This window comes from Lysinibacillus sp. RS10, from assembly GCF_041956855.1.
Classification (GTDB): Bacteria; Bacillota; Bacilli; order Bacillales_A; family Planococcaceae; genus Lysinibacillus; species Lysinibacillus xylanilyticus_A.
In genome coordinates, this window is sequence record NZ_CP167122.1 from 2,952,851 (window position 1) to 2,972,158 (window position 19,308).

The window sequence follows — 19,308 nt, forward strand, 5'->3', positions numbered from 1 at the left end:
AACTATTAATTTAAATTTTGAACAGATAGTATGTTATTAACTATATATTCAAATCACCTCATTAACAGAACATTTCGAATATTTATTTTTTAATCAGTAAGTAATTTACATATAGTATTAGCCCAAAAAGAATAATCAATTTTGAGGTTTACCTGGAACTTAAAATGTTAACTTCCTCCATTTGTATTTTTAAAAAAATGTTTCAATGAAAAATAATACAAATAATAGAACGAATATTCTGAATATTTAACTCATAATATCTATTAAATAATTATTAGAAATTTGAACATATATTTAAATCCAAGGAATTGAAATCAATAAAGGTGGTGAATAGAATTTCTTGATGTAGTGATTATTGCTGTAGACATAATGAATCTCGGCTAGTTTTAGACATATATTTCAAAAAATCGAGTGAAGATTAGAAATTGAAGATATGGAATTATAATGACCAAAATGTAAAAACTACAATTTATACAAGGGAGGATTTAGTATAAATTCTGTTAATTATAAAAAGTATTGGAATGAAGAAAGGGAAACTTTAAATCCAGAGGTGAGAAATAAACTTATATTAAAAAGAATTAAAGACCAATTGGAATATGTCTATAACAACTTACCTTTTTACAGAAAACATTATGATAATCATAACTTTAAGCCATCTGATGTAAAAACCTTAGAAGATTTCACGACTAAGGTTCCTATAATCACAAAAAAGATGCTCGTTGAAGATCAAAAAAACAATCCTATTTTCGGAAGTTACGCAGGTCAATTTAAACCGGAAGAAATTGCTCGTATACAGGGATCGAGTGGGACCTCCGGAACGCCAACTTTTTATCAAGTGAGTAAAGATGATTGGGAGAGAGCATCCGAAATGCATGCGATGGCATTATGGTCAACTGGATTGAGACCAACAGACACAATCCAATTCGGCTTTGCTTTTTCAATGTTTTTTGGCGGTTGGGGAATATTACAAGGAGCTGAAAAACTAGGGGCTACGATATTTCCATTAGGTGCTACAGAATCAGACAAACATTTAGATTTGATTGAAAGATTGCAACCGTCTACTTTTGTTGGGACAATTTCCTATTGTATGCACTTACTAGATAAAGCACGAAGTCGAGGCATCGATTTATCCCAAAGCTCTGTAAAAAGAATCATCGCAGCTGGAGAAACAGGCGCATCTTTGCCAAATACGAGAAAAATCGTCACAAAAGGTTGGGGTGCTAGTTTGTTTGATACTGGCTCTACTTCGGAAATGTACCCATTCATGACGAATACATCTTGCGAAGCCCAGGAAGGAGTCCATCTTTATCAAGACGAGGTTTTCACTGAAATTGTAAATTCAGAGGATCCCCATAGCTCAATGCCTATGAGCGAAAAAGGAGCAGTTGTGTACACGCATCTATGGAGAAAATCTCAACCAATGATTCGTTTTTGGTCAGGAGATGAAAGTTATATGACTGATGAGCCATGTTCCTGTGGGAGAACATATCCACGTTTACCACAAGGCGTGCTTGGCCGTATAGACGATATGTTAATCATTCGAGGGGTAAATATTTATCCAAGTGCAATTGAAAATGCCGTTCGATCATTAGATTGGAGTGGAGCGGAGTATCAAATTATTCTGGATAAAAAAGGGTCATTAGATGAAATGACAATTAACATTGAATACCAAAACCAATATAAAAATGATAATCTACAATCCTTTGAAGGTGAAGCAGCAAAGTTGTTCAAAAATAAATTTGGGGTTCGTGTAGGCGTGAATCTCGTAGAACAAGGAATTATCCCTGAAACTGTTTTCAAAGCTAGAAGAGTTGTAGATAATCGTAGTAAAAAGAGCTAAAGGCTTTGCGAAATAGACATCGTTCCCTGTGCGCCATAATAAAACTTTCTCGCATTGGCAGTCTGGTAGTGTCTTCGTGCTACTTTTTCTTGTGTAGAAAATGTGTAGATATTTTTATTTTATATCATCTTTTAACGTATTCTCAAAAAAGGAAAAGCGCCTCAAACCCTTTATATTAAAGGAATTAAAGCGCTTTTCAGTTGGTTCAAACTTATTCTTTCTGAACCTTGATACGTCCCCAAAGGGTTCGAACCTAATTTACGAAACTCCTATATTCTTTTAAATAATACTTAATCGTACTGATTTTACTCGGTATAACTAGTTTGATTAAGTAACTTTATGATAGATGCTTTTTGTGTGTCAACGATGTCCAAGATGAATCTAGTTAAACCTTAAGTCAATATGCTCCATCGGCCAACAGATGATATTAGTTGTCCCCATTATTTGTTCTTCAGAGATGAATCCAACTTCAGGATTTCGGCTATCATTACTTACTCGACGATTATCGCCTAATACAAAGTAATGCCCTTCTGGTACGGTAGTTTCACCTAAATTTTGCTCTAGCGTAAAATCATAAGTGAGTGTCCCAGTATCCTTTAATTCATTCTTATATTGGTCTAAATAAGGTTCATTGTACTTCTCACCGTTTATGTATAATTGATCATCCTTATACTCGATTTTATCTCCTGGTAGACCAATGATACGTTTTATATAATTTGTTTCTTCATTCATTTCAATAACAACAATGTCAAATCGATCATATGACTGAAGTGTTGGACCAATTTTATTGACAATCACGCGATCGTGGTCTACAAGTGTCGGCATCATAGAAGCACCTTTAACAAGTACTGGAGTAAATAAGAACTGCTTGATTACAAACGTAAGCATTAGAGCGAAAGCAATTGCCTTTACCCATTCCCAAAACTCACTTTTTTGTTTTCCCTGTATTTTTTCTTCCAAAACTTTCACCTCCTAGTGTTCTATTATTTAATACGCTAAACAAGGAAAATAGTTTCAGCTTTCTCTTAAAATATTTTATTTTTCAGGAAATTCATCACAAATTATAGGCGCAAGACATGCCCCAACAATTGTAAAGAACAGGCCCGCAAAAAACCGAGTGTGTGTGGCTCTATCCAACCTAAATATGATTAGGCTTTAAGCGAGCTAAAAAAAGCCCTCCACAGAAGATTGTAGAAGACAATAGAAAAAATTTTTTTCGATTCTTGTCCGTACAAATATTTTTAAGGGAGACTGGCTTGCCTCCCTTTTAATGCAAAAATTTTTTCATTCAACGGCCGTAGCCAAGTCATGTGCCAACACTTCTACCCCCGTCATTCTCCCAACGATCAATGTCCCAAATAACATCAACATCTTCCCAGCCGTCATGTATTTCTCCGTTAGGAAGGGTACCGGTTCTTACTACAGAAATAATACATCATCCTTTTAAATAATATTTGATGTTTCTATATTATGTCATGTTATTTGTTTTGTTCATCGCCAGGATACGTCTCTTTTTTGTACTTTACCTACAAAACAATTATCCAATCAAAAGGATTACTTTTAAGTCTGAGAGTATCTGTTGTAACTGGATCAATTATCTGAATTTTTATAGCTAATAGGATTTTTCCATAAAGTTAGAGTAGCGAATCGTTAATGTAGTTAGACTAACTGATATGCTTTTTTCTGGAAGAAAGTATACTGTTCATGAATAAATAAAAAACCCCCGTAAAAGTTAGATTGGTGTCTAACTTTTACGGGGCAGTTCATATCAGTATGTTTTTTATAAGAAAGAGTGAACGCTTTGAGGGGCTAATAAGATAGAAACTTTCGTTTTATATTTTTCCAACCTAAAAATTCTTTTATATATTCAGCAGGTGTTATTATAAGCAAGCTTTTAAATTCTTTGTAATAATGTGAAGGATCATAGTAACCATATTGGTCAATGTTTACAGGTGTCTCTTCAAAAGAAAAATGTTGAAGCAAGAGTTGAATACGTATGAATTTACTTAGTTTTTTCGGTCCAAAACCTGTTTTTTTGTAGAAAAGTTCTCGGATATATCGCTCAGAATAACCTGTTTTATGCTGAATTACATCTGGTAAGAACAGCCCATTATTTTCAATAATAGAATCAAAACAAGTAGCGAATATTTCATCACTCAAACTTTTTTCCTTTTTTTGAGAACAAAAATACTCATTACAAATCTGCACTCTTTGTTCGAAATCTCCTGCTTCAAAAACAGCTTGTATAAATTTAGGGTCTAGTGTGCAGCCTAATCCAACATTAACAAACGGTTGTTGAACAATTTGTTTTAATGCGCAATTGTATTGAATCACTGTTTGTTTTGGATTTAGACGAACACCAAAATATTTACCTTTTGGGGTAAATGAATAAATTCCACGTGTAGTCGGGGTATTCCCTAAGACAACCTTTTGATCCTTGCCCATGTAAAACATTAAATCTTGACAAGCATCAGGAATGACATGAATATCACTATTAATGCCTATTGGTTCAAACTCATAATAAAATAATATATCCTGGTTTAACTCGCTATTTGGAGTCAGTTCTCTATAAGAATACGTTTTTTGGACCAATTCAGGTTGGATTGGATAATAGCTACTCAATAAGCCGCCCCCTCACTTCACTCTTAGGTAAAATTAAAAGAACCCTTGCGCCTGTTCATTGTAACTTGCAAAAACACATTTAGTCGATTGATACGATTCTAAAGCTTTTAAATGATTTTCTCGACCGAAGCCTGACTTTTTGTAGCCGCCAAATGCTGTACCAGCAGGGTATTGATGATACGCATTAATAAAAACACGTCCTGCTTGGATCTCTCGACTTGCTTTATAGGTAACGTTTGTATTACGTGACCATACAGCTGCCCCTAATCCATACATAGTATCATTTGCAATTTCAATCGCTTCCTCGAAGGTTTTAAACGTAGTCACTGCTAATACAGGACCGAAAATTTCTTCTTGGAAAATACGCATTTTGTTATTGCCTTTAAAAATAGTTGGTTTAATAAAATAACCATCTACATGATCAAGGTGATTTTCGGCGCCACCGATTAAACATTCTGCGCCATCTAGTTTGGCAATTTCAAAATAAGAAAGGATTTTTTTATGTTGTTCTTCTGAAGCCTGTGCACCCATCATTGTTTCAAGATCGAATGGATCACCAACTTTAATTTGCTTTACTCGTTCAATGGCTTTTTCCATGAAACGATCATAAATAGACTCATGGATCAATGCTCTAGATGGACAAGTGCAAACTTCTCCTTGATTGAAAGCAAACATAACTAATCCTTCAATCGCCTTATCTAGATATCCGTCATCAGCATCCATGACATCTTCAAAGAAGATATTAGGAGATTTGCCACCTAACTCTAGTGTAACAGGAATTAGATTCTCAGATGCATATTTCATAATCAGTTTGCCGACAGCTGTAGAACCCGTAAAGGCCACTTTGGCTATACGTGGGCTTGAAGCTAACTCTTTCCCGGCCTCTACACCAAAACCATTAATGACGTTCAATACACCTTTTGGTAATAGGTCTTGAATAAGCTCAACTACGAATAAGAATGATACCGGCGTTTGTTCTGCCAATTTTAATACAACACTATTTCCAGCAGCAAGTGCTGGCGCCAATTTCCAAGCTGCCATTAAAACAGGAAAGTTCCATGGAATGATTTGGCCAACTACACCAATAGGTTCTTGGTAATGATAAGCTACTGTATCCTCATCAACAGGTGTCACTTGGCCTTGTTGTGTGCGAATGGCACTTGCAAAATAGCGGAAATTATCAATTGCCAATGGAATATCAGCATACATCGTTTCACGAATCGCTTTCCCATTATCCCAAGTTTCTACCTTTGCAATTTTTTCAAGATTTTCTTCCATACGATCAGCAATGGCTAGTAAGATACGTGCCCGTTCTGCTACGGGTGTTTTCCCCCAAGTTTTTTGGGCTTCATGAGCGGCATCTAATGCTAGCTCTACATCTTCTTTTGTTGAACCAGCTACACGTGTAAATACTTCTTTCGTGATAGGCGTACTATTATCGAAATACTCTCCATTTACAGGTGCTACCCATTCACCACCAATAAAATTGTCATATTTCTTTTTGAATTGAATGCCAGATTCTTCAATATTCGGTTTAACATTTACCTTTACCATAATGATCGACCCCTTTAATGATGATTATGATGCTGTTGTTCCTCTTTTACAGGTACCTCGTTATGAATCTCAAAACTACTTACTACTAGTACACAAATCATTAAACCAGCCACAATGTAAATATGCTTTGGAATGGCTTTTATAAAGATAGGAAACATCTCACGATTCCATACACCAATAGAAATAATAGCACTTACAATAAACATCATTGTAAAAAAGATAATGCTTAACGTTAAATATTGGGTGGTCATTAATGTAAGCATCGCGCCCATCATTGCTCCCATAAAACTAGATCCTACACTTTCCATGAATAGGTACATTGGTAAGCCTGTTGACAGTAAATAGCCTAAAGCAATAGAAATAATAATAGATGCTATTGCGCCAAGTACCATATCGGGAAGCCAGGTAGCCATATTCATCCCAACAGCAGTACTCATTGTCATAGAAATCAGCATTATACAGCACTTGGCCATGCCATGATTAGCAAAACGCTGTTTTAATAAACGGTTAGTGATTACCGTAAAAGTAACAATCACCAACATGCTTAGGAATGGTAGCATATAATCACTCCTGTAAGAGTTTTATTGCGTATGACAAGACGAAGTTGTGTGACACTTCTTGTCCGGTCTAGGAACGTCTATCGCTGGGTTTCGATCAAAGAATCCAACTGGTTTTAATTGGAAGTTGATGTATGCAGTTGGCATTACAGGCCAATCTTCAGGGCGCGGGATATGATGATGGCCCATTGTGTACCAAACGACGATATCTTCATCATCAATTGAACGGTTATTCTCAACGTATTTTGGAAGTCCATCTCCCCCAGCATGTTGATTTGGATACATACCTGTTGCATATTTTTCATTTTCATCAAATTGCGTAACGTGTAAATGGTGTTTAAGGAAACCAGCTCGTTTCATGACGCTTGCTTCTTCATGAGCAAATGGGAAGCAATTTTCGCCAGGTAAAATTTTATATCCAACAGGTTGATTCACTCGGTTAAGTGAGCTTTTATTAATAATTTTCCAAGTACGCTGCGTTTTTAAATCTAAATTACGTAATGCTTCCTTCTCCGTTTTAAAGATACGTGAAACAGGATAGAAACCATTGGCATTTGGATTGTGTTCTCCCAATGTTTCTGAAACGGTTTCTGTTTCAACTACTGAGTTATTTTCACCGTCTAACATCGTATCAAGTCGGAAATTAAAGAAGTGTTGATGATGTGATGCATTTAATCCTGGAGAAATCTCAGATCCATATTTTGTTTGGATGCCATCTTCACATGCACCAGTGCTTAAAATACCTGTTAGTTTGACTTCAGCTTCAATCGTACCGTCTTGGTAGAAACTCCAATAGAATCCGTAATCATAATTTCCAACTGTACAGAAGAATGAAATCACTAGTCGACGTGAGCGCCGTACTTCTACATGGCCTGTACGCCAATCTGTATGTTTCCAACCAATCCCGTAATCTTCTTCATGTAAGCAAATCGCATTTTTGATCGTACGTGCATTCCCTTTAACATCAGCAACGACACCATCAAAGTATTGAATTTCGCCTAAGCAGTCGCAACCTAGTTCTAACGAATTGGCTAATTGACCCATTCCATATTCACCAGCATCAAAGGCATTTTGTGTGTTATGCGAAAATGTTGGTTCACCATAAGGGACAACCATTTCCGATAATGCTGCACGATAAAGAACTGGACGATCCTTGCCTTTGTCATGGTAATTAATCGTGTATAATACAAGGCCCTCACGTGGTGTAAATCCATAGCGGAAACTCCACTTTTGCCATTTGATCAAATTACCTTCAATTGTAAAGCTTGGACCTTCAGGTTGAATGATTTCCAATGGTTTTAAGTCATTTCTAAACACTATTGATTCATCAACTTCAGGATGGTAATTACCTGATGTTGTTGGAATTGGACGTACCCCGTGATCTTCTACTTTGTAAACTTCCATTTTGTTTAGGTCTACATACGTTACAATACCTGTTAAAGGGTAAGCATATCCGTTATCTTCTAGTGAGTGTTTTTGCCAACAAATCGCACGAAGTAAACGTTTACCCTCATGTTCCTGAACACCAAAATTCCCTGCTGACCAAGGATCCACCATGATTAATTCAGGATTGTTAATGCCACGTTTCTGTAAAGCTGCTACAAAATCAGGGTGGTTCTTTACTAATTCTTCACATTGTTCAAATTCCTCTAAGGCTACATTTGGTTGTACGCCAGGAATATGTTCGTAGGAATCAACCTTTTCTGAAGTTAAATTTACAACTGCTTCAAATGTTTTCAATTCTTTATCATCTAAAATCACTAAAAATACTTGGCGATCTACAGTATTACCTGGTTTGTAATTTAGTACTTCTGATTTTTTAGGTTCATGTAACATCACCGACATAAATCGGACATGTTCAGACAACTGTTGCTGTTCCTTGACTATTTGAACAGCTTTTTCAATTTCTACTTCAGATAATGGTGATAATGGGTGATTAAGCTCAACGTTTGGATTAACCTTTACTGACATTCTATCAACCCCTTATAATTTGATCTCTTTAATTATAATCAGAAAATTCGGTGAAGTGATTGTAAATAACGGCATTTTTATAGATAAGTTATTTTTAGCTATAAATAGATAATATTTTCTACTTCAAGTGTTTTTTATAAAAAAATACCAATTGAGCTGTTTATCGTTCAGCTTAGTAACTATTAAAACAACAAAACCCTCCTATTTTAAATAGAAAGGTTATTTAGTAAGGCTGTTTTCGTATAGATTGTTGCTATTAATACATAAAAACCAAGTTAATTCTACACATTTTGTAGATTAACTTGGTCTTTAGTAAATCCTTTTTTAACAAAAGCATCCGTTAGCCCTCCATGAAGCGCAATAATCAGCACTTCATCACAGAAAATGAAAGATGATTAGGTTCTTTCATAGGAGTTTAATAAGAACACTGTGGGAGTTTAAGTGTAATTTTTCACAAACCTCTTTATTTTAAAGTTAAATCAACAGGGACTACCTCAAGTTCATAACTTTCCATATCAAGAGAATCTAAAATGTCTCTAAAGTATTCCTCTGTTTGTTCTTTGTATTCTTTGTATTGTGTTTTTCCAATTCTAACTGTAAGGACATTTTCTTCTGGGCTAAATCCCATAGAGTGTACAGTAAATTTCTCTTGTGCAACATCAAAAATTTGACCAGAAAACATTTTTTCAATACCATTTACAGTATCGTTCCCTTCAAATTCATCTTGTGCGATAAAGAGGATAAATCCAGTTACAACTATACATAGCCCAATAATAACCTTCTTCAAAAAAAATCACCTCCAACTTCTTCGTCATAGCTCCCTTATTTGGTAATATACTCCATTACAACAATTCGCCATTCACTTAAAAATTTCCTTCTATAACAAAACTGCCCCCGTTAGCCATCCATGAAGCGCAAAATCAGCACTTCACCACAGAAAATGAAAGATGATTTAGTTCTTTCATGGGAGTTTAAGTGAATTTCTTCACAAACTAAAGGGGAGCGAGCAAATTCTCTATTACAGGAATGCTCCTCGTTAGCTCAACAAAAGTCTCAATCCCGTTATAGTTCAGGTCACCCACTTATTTTTTAAGCGGTTTAACATTATATATATGCGTCTCTGATTTTCCTTTAACAATTGTACTGCCAATTATCCTAATGATATTGCCAACTTCATCGTGTTCTACGCGTAATCTTTGCTCCTCGTACGATTCCAATAGTGGTGAAATATTATAAAAGTAATCAACTTCAGAAAGCCAATTGTTTTCGTACTTGTATTCCTCATACTGAAGATCGGCAAATTCCTCCATCCAGCAACCACTTCGTTCATACTTCATCAATTTTTCGTTTTCGTAAATGCACTTGGACACTACTACTAACTCGCTTGAATTATCAAATTCTAAACCATAAACAATATCATCAATGTATATCAAATACTCTTCGTCAAATCTACTGTCTGGTGTTGTAAACTCATTCACACCCTTTACTCGAAGCAACCTGCCGGCCTTATCAAAGCCATATTCGTAAGAGTAATTCCCGAATTCAGGTTTCTTCTTTTTGAACAGTCTACCCCTTTTCATCCCACCAACGATTAAGTCTAAAACGGGGCTCGGACAGTAGTATCCACGATGGATTATTTCTCCTCCTTTAGAATACTCTAACCTTACAATTTTCTCCTCCGCAGCAGAGCGTAATTCTAACAATTTGTCCGCGTACTTCTGTTTAATACTGACCAACACTGCAATAACCTTTACAAAAGCATCTAACTTTGATTGATCGATTTGACCCGAATTCTTTATTTGCTTTTTTGCATCTACTAACCAATCATTAAATTCCGCCATAATATTCTCAAACTCATCCACATTAACACCTTCCTGCTCTATAAATGTCTTTAATTAACGCACCTCATTAATTGAACAAGATAAATGTTTACCTCTTTTAATTTTCTAACCAAGTTTAGATTGTATTCTCATCCATAGAATACTTTACCTATCAAATCATAACTATGTATTGCCTTAATTTATATATGTAATTTTTTCCTCTTCCAACTATACTGCCCCGTTATTACAATTAGAAAGAGGCTGGGACATAAGTACATTTTTCAAGCGAAATTAAAAAATTTCACATCAGAAAAGCGAGGGAAATCAACGTTTCTAAAATTGAGTTCCCTCGCTTTTTAAGGTTTTAACCAGTTTTGTCCCAGCCTCTTGATCTTCAAGGAAAGCACCCCGTTAGCAGCATAAGAAAAGTTCATCGATGCGACTGCTCTTTTTTGCAATCGCCACGTAGCTCAACATTTAGATACCCAGGTATTAATTTCATTAGCTACTTTTTTGGGGTTATCCCAATGAACCATATGATTAGTTGCTTCTATTGAAACAATGGTGACATTTTCTATATGCTGTTTTAATTTGTTGATTCCAGTTCTTCTAGCGTTTATTAACTCTTTAGGATGAGTTGCGTGGATAAGAATCAATGGTGATTTTATGTATGGATAAGCTGTTGTAAAACTTTCTCTAAAAAATGCTTTAATAATAGATAATATAGTAAACTTTGAACTGATAAGTTCATATTTTTCTCTTTTAATAAAAAGTGTTTGAACCATTTGTTCAATTTTTTCATTCCATCGGTCAGTATATTGTCGGTACTCCCCAGTTACATCGGTCCAAGTGTCAAAAACCGAGGAATGCTCCATATAATCATTCCACCCACCATATACTTTAGAAAAGGTCATATCTTCTTGGAAATCTGGAAACGTATAGCCACCATCCAGTAAGATAACCCCTTTAATTTTTTTAGGGTACATTTTAGCATAGTGTAATGCTATATCAGCTCCCCAAGAATGGCCCAAAATATAAAAGGGTTCTTTTAAGACTTGCTCGAATACATCGTTAAACCATTTTGCAAGACTTGAAAATAGATAACCATCTTCATTTACAAAAGGAGATGTGCCTCCGTGACCTGGATTATCGAAAGATAATATATGAAAATCATCTTCTAGGTATTCAGCTAACTCGGAAAAGACTGCCCCACTATTTCCAAGTCCGTGTAAACAGACTATTGTGGGTTTAGTGTTCTTTCCAAATTCGTAATAATGGACATCAAACTCTTTAACACATAAACTAATATCCTTCATAAAACCCCCTGTTTAAAATTATTTATATTTGTTTATTTCTACACATTATTAAAATATCCTTTCTTCCACTAACCTGCACCGTTAGTTAAAGAGCACGCCTCATAAAATAATTGTTAGTCTTAACCTCAATTATTATGCTGCTTTTGCTACAAGAGACTTTACCTTTGAACGTTTTACATTGATTCCCCGCTGCTTATTGTAAAACCATGTAACAAGTACAGAGGGGTTGCCATATTCTTTTTTCAAATTGATTTACATAATCACTATTAATCCATCAATCTATTTGGAAACGATCAGATGGGAGACCACCATTTAGACTTCCATCTTGCCATAGCAATTCTCAATATACGTATCACAAACTCCATGTAATTTCGTTATATTCAAATAGGCATTACGTGTTTGCAAAGGATCTTTTATCCAGTTCATTTTTTCGTAGCCAATTTGAGAAGCAAGTTGTTTTTGTTGTAAAAAAAACAGCTAAGCACCTATTTGCTTAGCTGGGTTTATTATAAAATTATGCCTTAATTCTTCCCATGACAATCGTATTATAATAGTTACCATTTGAAAGGAGTTTATCATTTTTTAAGACGCCTTCAACTTCAAAGCCAAGCTTTTTATAGAGCAATATCGCTTTGTCATTTGTCTCTAAAACATTCAAGGCCATTTTTTTAATGTCATTAGCGTCAGCCCATTCTACCGATGCTTTTAAGAAATTTTTCCCTATCCCATAGCGCCAAAATTCCTTTAATACACCTACGCCGAAATCTACTTTATGAGCAAATCTTTTTAATGGAGACCCCTCACATCTAGAGAATCCGACGATGCGATCATCGACCACTGCTACTAAACACAAATTCCTTGGACTTTCTGTGTCAACTTTAATGATCTGCTCGAAACCTTTTGTATCGATAACAGCTTCCCCTTGTTCTCTATCAAAGTTTTCCGTTTCTCCATCAAGTTGTAATCTTATTGCAGATAATGCTTCGGCATCTTCTATTTTGGCGGATCTAATTGTATAATGAAGTTCATTTACATAAAATTCTTGGCTGTTTATTAGCATTGTTAAATCCTTTCTACTACTTATTTATAAAAAACGTACTCGGCTGAATGCTCACGAATCGATTATGCCAAATGGATTCATGGTGTTTTATTATTTGTTGGGCCTCTAATACCTGACTATCCAATGTAGCGTGTGCATCTTCGACTAACATATTATGGTGGTAACCATGGCTATAAGCACTTCGAATGGTCGTATCAAGACAAAACTCTGTTTGAGCTCCTGCAAAAATAAGCTGCTCAATTTTTTGTTCTTGTAAATATTGCGCCAATTCTGTTTGATAAAATGCATCCCACGTTGTTTTTTGTATGACTTTATCCTCCGGTTGTCGTAGAAGCTCATGATATAAATCCCAGCCTGGCTTGCCAAACGCAAAATCATCGTCTTCATTTGAATCCGTATGCTGGATAAAAATGATTGGGACTTCGCTATGTCGTGCCGAAGTAATCAAAGAATTAATGTTTTCTACTACTTTTTTAGAGTCAAATAAGTAGTTTTGGTCATCCAAAAAGAAGGCTTCCTGCATATCTATAATAATTAATGTCTGCTTCATCTCATTCTCCTTTAAGAATCTGACTTTAATTATCTTATTGTATAGAAATTCATTTTCCATTTAAAGAAAATTTCGAGAAATGAGGAAGGTTCCCTTTTTATCTAGGCGCTTTCAGCATGACGTCTGATGAACCGCTTCGCTTTTCACCTCACCTGCTCCTTGATTAATCACTAATAAAAATACTCCATTTTGAAAAAGTGTAATCAAAATGGACTCTACTGTTGTGAATGAATATAAAAAAGTATAAAAATAAACCTATAAACGTTTGTTATAGATTTTTATGTTTCGCCCATAAACATAAGTAGTACGACTGACAATATAACGCCAATGAAATAAATGCGCCGCAAAAATTAGCACTCACCACAGAAAATGAAAGATGATTTAGTTCTTTCATCGGAGTGGAATATAGGTAGCACTTTTATTTGCTAACTAAGTTAAAACTATAAATATAAAAGTTGTAATCCTACCCCAACTTCGTCTAAAACAGCAGCCGTTGAAAGAGCTATTTTCGAATGTAAATCTGTACAATGGCAAGCATGAAGCTTAGTTGGTTTAAGATCTTTTATATAACGAACTGTATGATCTAACTGCTCTTTAGTCGGATTTAATAGGTGAAATCCTCCGATAATATCAACTACTCTCTCTTCCTGACATACCTCTTTAGCATATTCAATAATGTTACATATCCCAGAATGTGCACATCCAACGATAATAACTAACCCTTCTGAAGATTTATAAACTATTGCTGTGTCATCCCTAACGAGGTCGTTAACGCTCCCTTGATCTGTAACAACTTGCCCTATAGAATCTTTTCCTTCAAAATCGAATCTTCTTTTAATTTCCCCTAGAAATACTAGTCGATCGGTTAACCATAAGGGTTCTTTAGTTAATTGGACTGGAAAATGTCTACTTACCTTTTCATGAGATATGATACTCCCTATCTCTCCTACAGGATCAACTAGTTTAGTGTTAAAAATCAATGGATGCCCAATAATCTTGGGCGTATTGGATATTATTGCTTCATTTTTAGCTTCCATGTGTAGTCTAATTAAATGTGTCAGTCCCCATGTATGATCCAAATGCCCATGTGATAAGACAACATAATCGAGATTTCTTAAGTCTATTCTCATTTTATCTGCATTCTTTATAAAGACATCAGAATATCCGGTATCAAAAAGGATACGTTTATCATCTTCTTCAATAAAAAAGGATAGCGCAGGTTCCCCTAAAAAATAGCGATCAATTAAAGTATTATTATCTACTAAAACGGTTAATTTCATATAATACCTCACTTTTTGGGCTCATCACCAAAAATTGCGAATGACATCTGAATGACGCAAGGCCTTAGATAAGTTGATTGGCGTGGAGGCTGGGCAACTCCTTGGGGTCAGTGTCAGAGGAACCGAAATCAACCACACGTTATGGTGAATAACCTTTTTTGTTAATTATAACAAAAAAAGACAGTTGTTATATGATCAGTTTGTATCGCCCTTTTACAACAATGGTTTTTGTGTAATAAAATAATATGCGGTACAATTTGGTAAACAGATAAAATCTTTAAATTTGAAAGAAGTTCCTCTAACTGAAAATAAAGTGGATAAGAGTTTAAAGTTTTAGATCAATTTTTGATTCTGGAATATGTAATGTAGATTCAAATTTAACGATACTACTGTTCATATGACAAAACATATTCTTGTAAAGGTAAGAAAGGATGATGACAAATGCACAAAATTGCAGAAATACTATATCAGAATAGGCTATTCTACTCCATAGAGGAATTCGAAACATTCGAAGCTACACTTGCTCAAGTTGACCTGTCTAACCCTGTGTTGGTTTATGATCTTTGTCTCGTTTTTGATGATGAAACAGAGTCCCCTGAGGTTATGTATGGTTTGATTCATTGTATTGAAGCATTTGAATGGAAGGATGCACTAAAACAAGTCATGTTAGCTACTCCGCGAATGATGGAAAGAGCGGCAGAATGGGCAGATACGATGCATCGTAGAATTCTAAATCATGATCAATCTCGTATATGGTACAAAGAATATCTCCATACATTTGAACCAGATCAAAGACAACCTCTTATTCAATTACTTCAATCGATCAGAATAGATACGCCGGACCGGTTTAAAGATAAAATAGACGAGATCATAGGAACGTATGAATAAATTTGATTCGTTCCAAGAAATGATTTAGGTATGGAGTAGCACCACATGTCCATCAAGCTAACATTTTGAGACGCCCCAAAACGAAACTTTCTTCTTTTCGTAGGTGTCTCTGAGAATTTAGTTCATTTTTCGTTTTGGGATAATTATGAATTCTTCAGCTGATAAGTATGTTAAGTGCTCTTTTTTATTTAGTGGGTTCCAGCATAGCAGTACATGAGAGCTAAGATAAAAATAAAAGTTATGACTGCTCCTAAAACATTTTGGTTATGAGTGCTTTTTCCATTCTTTAAGTTCTTCAAAAAAGTAGTAAAATTTAAAAACCATAAAACTCCTAATAAAGGTATGACAAGCCAAAGCAAAAATAACATAAATTATTCCTCTCCTTCCCATTTACTAAAAACTGTTCGTTAGTGAAAAAGCGGCAACTCTATTGAACAATCAATTGAAGAACTATCCAATATTTTTTCTTACGCCCCAACCTAAATCAATGACATTTTAGTTGTCTTTATTATTGAATAAAGACGATACTCCCCCTGCAAAAGGCAATCACTGGCATAACTCTTCGTATATCTTTAACAATGGCTTCAATCAGCTTGACGATAGATGCTGTTGTGGCATAATAAGCTCTACCATTGCTATTTTCATACTATTAATCTTAATTAAAACATTATTTCGCTACACTAAGCTATACCTAGCAATTTTAAATTAATGACAAACCACACTCAAATACACATAAAACCACAACACTCCAATCAATAATCACAATAAAACCCCTCCATAGATAATATGAAGGGGTAAACAACATTTTATTTCATTAATTCCTCAACAAATTCAACTGGTACATATGTTTTCGTTGGTTCTAATAAAGCTGGTGCTACTTTAAAGTGACGAATTGCTTTATTATAGCCGTATTCTTTTTGACCACGTGTAATTGTGTAAGATACTGCACCTTTAGAGATCATTGCGCCTTTTCCTGTTGATTCTACTTTATAGCCCAATTCTTCGGCAATTAAACGTAGTGGTACCATTTTTGTACCTTCAACTTCATAAAAGTCATTGTTAATGATTTCTTGTATAGCAGATTCAGATGGATCCACCTCACCCGACTCTTCTGCAATCGTATCTAAAACGACTACTTTTGAAGGCGGTGTTTGTGCTGGGATGCTCATAGTTGCGATTGTATAGAACACTAGTAAATGTTGTTCTGCTAGATCCTCAGCCTTTACTTCTTTGCCAGATAGGCTAAGTAATTCTGTTTCTTCACCAACATTTAGTTTTAACGTGTTATCCGTATTCACTAATTCTTTATTAAAGAAGTCTACTTCAACAGTTCCCATTTCTTTTGTTTCAACAATGATTACTTCTGGGTTATATTGTGGTGGATAAATCGTAAGCATTGGTTTATTTGCATATGTATATGCTGTGACTTTATCACCTTTTTGTAGTTTTACTTCTTTACCCGTATTATCGAATACAAGTGTATCATCATTTACGACTAAAACATTTGTATCTTCGCCCTCTTTAACAGTGTAGTACGTTGCCTTATCACGTTGTTCAACATTGTCAACTGTTCCAGCTACTTTAATAAAAACCGGCTCAACCTGAGGATTTTGCTCCTTATTTTCAGTAGTGTTCGTTACACCTGCATTTCCTTCGTTTGCTGATGCGGATGGAGCTACTACAGCACCCCCAATTAGTAATGCTGTCATAGCAAATGGTACAACTTTCTTCATTTTCATAATAAAGCCTCTCCCTCATTTTACAAATTCATAGTAGTAGTCGGTTATAAATGAAAAAGGTTACAAGATTACCAACATTTTTTTATAATGACTCAAAAAGCCGTGATTCTTTTTATGATGAAGAATCACGGCTTTTTTACTTTTGCTGTTTGGACGGGTGTTTTGTTTGGTTCGTGGGGATTCACCTCGCTTTCTCGGATATTCTACTCCTTCGCGCGGGTATTTACCTCGATTCCTCGGGTATTCTCTTGCTCCGCGCCGATATTCGCTCCTCTCGTGCGGAATTCACTTCTCCCGCGTGGATTGCTCCGATTAAAAGCGTCTTTTTTAAAATATAGATTGAAGCCGATTTAAAACACGTTGTAAAAAATATTGATGCTCACTTTGCTTTGTTCGGATATCCAAGGCGACATCTGGAAGATCGGTAATGACTCCGTTGACATTTTTCTCGATAAATTCTTGTAATGAATGATCTTTATTCAATGTCCATACAAACAAATCCATCTTTTGTTGCTTCAGCTCTGCGATTAGCTGATCTGTTATCCAAGATTCCTCAAGTGAAATAAAATCTACAGTTTCTACCATAGGTCCGATATTTAATGCATACACAATACCCACACGTAAGTTGGGTGCCAATTTTTTTAGTTGTGCCATCATTTGTAGATCTGATGACTGCACATAGTGTGTATCGAGTACCTTATAAACTTTTAGCTTTTCTACTAACTTTGGCAATACATCTTCCGTTTCTTTACCATGCACTTTCAATTCAATCAGCAAGGCAACGTCTAGAGCCTTTGCTACTTCAATAAAATCATCTAAAGATGAAATTTTATCGTTAAAGCCATTAGCATGGATTGTCAGCGTCTTTAATTCACCAAGCGTCATATTGGATATGGCACCATTTTTACCTGTCAATCTTCTTAATGTTCGATCGTGGAAGACAACGAATTCTCCATCTGCTGTTTGCTGAATATCAATCTCGATTAAGTCTGCCCCAGCACTCGCGGCACTTACAAGACCACTAATCGTATTTTCCACATTACCTGTTGTATAACCCCGATGAGCAATAATTTTTGTATCTGGTGCATAGACACTTTTCTCAAGTGAAATAGTGTTCATGACACTTAATACGATGAAAACAATCAAAATAATGATGGATAATGGCTTATAGCTCCTTTTTTTAAACTTCGGCGTAAACCTTAACTTACTTAAAATAGGTGTATTATAAGTAATAGCTACCATTACTTGTGAAAATGTTGCTTGCAGTAAACTAAATAGCACGACGAAAACCATTTCTAAAAAAGCGAGCGTCATCCCTGCTGTAACAAGTGCTGCACTCGGCATAAAACGCTCCAACAAATATAATGGCAATGTGCTTATCACTGTAATTCCTAGCATTACGAGTAAATGACCCACTAAAAGCACGGCTAATACTATAAGGAGTAAAACTAAACCACGTCTTGAAAAACGCCAACTTTGTATCAAGGATCGAAGGATTGATATCTTTGGTTGGATTGTAAAAATCGGCAAGGTCAAAAAACTACGAATACCTACTATTATTAAGACAATCACAACAGCAGCATAGAGTAGCTTACCAGAGCGACTGTTCATTATTTCATTTGTTAAAAAATGTGGAAGTGAGATTGTTTGAGATATTGTTTGCGGTAGAATCCATGAAGCTAATGGGAGTAAAAGGGCTATATAGACAACTAAAAAAAGAACTTGCACACTAAAAAAAGAAAGGACCTTACGATTGAGCTGCTGCCATATGTGTAAAAATCGATAACGATTACCTTTTTGTTGGTGAAAGGCCATTAAAAAAAGAAAGCCCATTTCATAATAAATACATAACAAAATGACCATGACCAAAAGAATAATCATCGAGATCACAAAAGGATGCGCCATAAAGCTTTGAATATTTTGCTCAGTAATATGTGTATAGCCTGTTACTTGTAGCATTACCTTAAATACGATCGTTGTCACCGGCATTATTAATAAAAACTGAAATAACCTAATCAGTGCGAAAACCTGTATATAATCAATGCGATACTTATAAATATTGTAGATGGCTTGTCGCATTACTTGTCCGGCTTTATGCATTCATTCACCCC

15 protein-coding genes and 1 pseudogene are annotated in these 19,308 nt (G+C 35.3%); 2 read left to right on the forward strand and 14 right to left on the reverse strand.

The genetic code is table 11. The features are described from left to right. The first annotated feature begins 550 nt into the window (after positions 1 to 550). Positions 551 to 1,840, forward strand: a complete 1,290-nt coding sequence (locus ACB089_RS15155) for a phenylacetate--CoA ligase family protein (RefSeq protein ID WP_374967144.1) — start codon at positions 551 to 553, stop codon at positions 1,838 to 1,840. Positions 1,841 to 2,221: 381 nt separating this feature from the next. Here ACB089_RS15155 and lepB read toward each other — a convergent pair whose 3' ends face one another. The 11 genes from lepB to ACB089_RS15210 form a co-directional block, all read right to left on the reverse strand. Further along, complete coding sequence (gene lepB / locus ACB089_RS15160; protein WP_374967145.1) at positions 2,222 to 2,800, reverse strand: signal peptidase I; 579 nt, start codon at positions 2,798 to 2,800, stop codon at positions 2,222 to 2,224. Positions 2,801 to 3,649: 849 nt separating this feature from the next. Beyond that, positions 3,650 to 4,462 (reverse strand): hypothetical protein, encoded by an 813-nt coding sequence (locus ACB089_RS15165; protein WP_374967146.1) that lies wholly within the window; start codon positions 4,460 to 4,462, stop codon positions 3,650 to 3,652. A gap of 33 nt (positions 4,463 to 4,495) precedes the next feature. Continuing rightward, positions 4,496 to 6,016 (reverse strand): aldehyde dehydrogenase family protein, encoded by a 1,521-nt coding sequence (locus tag ACB089_RS15170; RefSeq protein WP_374967147.1) that lies wholly within the window; start codon positions 6,014 to 6,016, stop codon positions 4,496 to 4,498. A gap of 14 nt (positions 6,017 to 6,030) precedes the next feature. Further along, positions 6,031 to 6,576, reverse strand: a complete 546-nt coding sequence (locus tag ACB089_RS15175) for a hypothetical protein (RefSeq protein WP_374967148.1) — start codon at positions 6,574 to 6,576, stop codon at positions 6,031 to 6,033. Positions 6,577 to 6,597: 21 nt separating this feature from the next. Next, complete coding sequence (locus tag ACB089_RS15180; RefSeq protein ID WP_374967149.1) at positions 6,598 to 8,544, reverse strand: primary-amine oxidase; 1,947 nt, start codon at positions 8,542 to 8,544, stop codon at positions 6,598 to 6,600. Positions 8,545 to 9,007: 463 nt separating this feature from the next. After that, positions 9,008 to 9,331 carry a hypothetical protein gene (locus tag ACB089_RS15185; protein WP_374967150.1) on the reverse strand — a complete coding sequence of 108 codons (324 nt, stop codon included), beginning with the start codon at positions 9,329 to 9,331 and terminating at the stop codon, positions 9,008 to 9,010. Positions 9,332 to 9,626: 295 nt separating this feature from the next. Next, entirely contained in the window at positions 9,627 to 10,406 is a 780-nt protein-coding gene (locus ACB089_RS15190) for a hypothetical protein (protein WP_374967151.1), read from the reverse strand. Between the two features lie 428 nt (positions 10,407 to 10,834). Next, the gene (locus tag ACB089_RS15195; protein WP_374967152.1) at positions 10,835 to 11,680 is read right to left on the reverse strand and encodes an alpha/beta fold hydrolase; all 846 of its coding nucleotides are present in this window, start codon (positions 11,678 to 11,680) and stop codon (positions 10,835 to 10,837) included. A 514-nt stretch (positions 11,681 to 12,194) separates the two neighbouring features. Further along, positions 12,195 to 12,740 carry a GNAT family N-acetyltransferase gene (locus ACB089_RS15200; RefSeq protein ID WP_374967153.1) on the reverse strand — a complete coding sequence of 182 codons (546 nt, stop codon included), beginning with the start codon at positions 12,738 to 12,740 and terminating at the stop codon, positions 12,195 to 12,197. A gap of 16 nt (positions 12,741 to 12,756) precedes the next feature. Beyond that, positions 12,757 to 13,290: a cysteine hydrolase family protein gene (locus ACB089_RS15205; RefSeq protein WP_374967154.1), complete on the reverse strand. Its 534-nt coding sequence runs from the start codon at positions 13,288 to 13,290 to the stop codon at positions 12,757 to 12,759. A 440-nt stretch (positions 13,291 to 13,730) separates the two neighbouring features. After that, complete coding sequence (locus ACB089_RS15210) at positions 13,731 to 14,570, reverse strand: MBL fold metallo-hydrolase (RefSeq protein WP_374967155.1); 840 nt, start codon at positions 14,568 to 14,570, stop codon at positions 13,731 to 13,733. Positions 14,571 to 15,011: 441 nt separating this feature from the next. Between ACB089_RS15210 and ACB089_RS15215 the strand changes: the two genes are divergently transcribed. Beyond that, entirely contained in the window at positions 15,012 to 15,458 is a 447-nt protein-coding gene (locus ACB089_RS15215) for an Imm30 family immunity protein (RefSeq protein WP_374967156.1), read from the forward strand. A gap of 529 nt (positions 15,459 to 15,987) precedes the next feature. On the opposite strand, the pseudogene ACB089_RS15220 reads toward ACB089_RS15215, so the two are convergent. From ACB089_RS15220 to ACB089_RS15230, 3 genes and pseudogenes are all read right to left on the reverse strand, one after another. Continuing rightward, positions 15,988 to 16,092 (reverse strand): annotated as a pseudogene (locus ACB089_RS15220) (malate dehydrogenase); the annotation flags it as partial. 172 nt (positions 16,093 to 16,264) lie between these two features. Next, positions 16,265 to 17,197, reverse strand: a complete 933-nt coding sequence (locus ACB089_RS15225) for a stalk domain-containing protein (protein ID WP_374967157.1) — start codon at positions 17,195 to 17,197, stop codon at positions 16,265 to 16,267. 327 nt (positions 17,198 to 17,524) lie between these two features. Beyond that, positions 17,525 to 19,297: a glycerophosphoryl diester phosphodiesterase membrane domain-containing protein gene (locus ACB089_RS15230; RefSeq protein WP_374967158.1), complete on the reverse strand. Its 1,773-nt coding sequence runs from the start codon at positions 19,295 to 19,297 to the stop codon at positions 17,525 to 17,527. Between the last annotated feature and the right edge of the window lie 11 nt (positions 19,298 to 19,308).

What these genes read in the sequence shown, in the direction of transcription:
- ACB089_RS15210 (WP_374967155.1), bottom strand. Translation starts at nt 14,570, where the DNA reads ATGAAATTAACCGTTTTAGTAGATAATAATACTTTAATTGATCGCTAT.
- ACB089_RS15225 (WP_374967157.1), bottom strand. Translation starts at nt 17,197, where the DNA reads ATGAAAATGAAGAAAGTTGTACCATTTGCTATGACAGCATTACTAATT.
- ACB089_RS15170 (WP_374967147.1), bottom strand. Translation starts at nt 6,016, where the DNA reads ATGGTAAAGGTAAATGTTAAACCGAATATTGAAGAATCTGGCATTCAA.
- ACB089_RS15180 (WP_374967149.1), bottom strand. Translation starts at nt 8,544, where the DNA reads ATGTCAGTAAAGGTTAATCCAAACGTTGAGCTTAATCACCCATTATCA.
- ACB089_RS15175 (WP_374967148.1), bottom strand. Translation starts at nt 6,576, where the DNA reads ATGCTACCATTCCTAAGCATGTTGGTGATTGTTACTTTTACGGTAATC.
- ACB089_RS15200 (WP_374967153.1), bottom strand. Translation starts at nt 12,740, where the DNA reads ATGCTAATAAACAGCCAAGAATTTTATGTAAATGAACTTCATTATACA.
- ACB089_RS15205 (WP_374967154.1), bottom strand. Translation starts at nt 13,290, where the DNA reads ATGAAGCAGACATTAATTATTATAGATATGCAGGAAGCCTTCTTTTTG.
- ACB089_RS15230 (WP_374967158.1), bottom strand. Translation starts at nt 19,297, where the DNA reads ATGCATAAAGCCGGACAAGTAATGCGACAAGCCATCTACAATATTTAT.
- ACB089_RS15195 (WP_374967152.1), bottom strand. Translation starts at nt 11,680, where the DNA reads ATGAAGGATATTAGTTTATGTGTTAAAGAGTTTGATGTCCATTATTAC.
- ACB089_RS15215 (WP_374967156.1), top strand. Translation starts at nt 15,012, where the DNA reads ATGCACAAAATTGCAGAAATACTATATCAGAATAGGCTATTCTACTCC.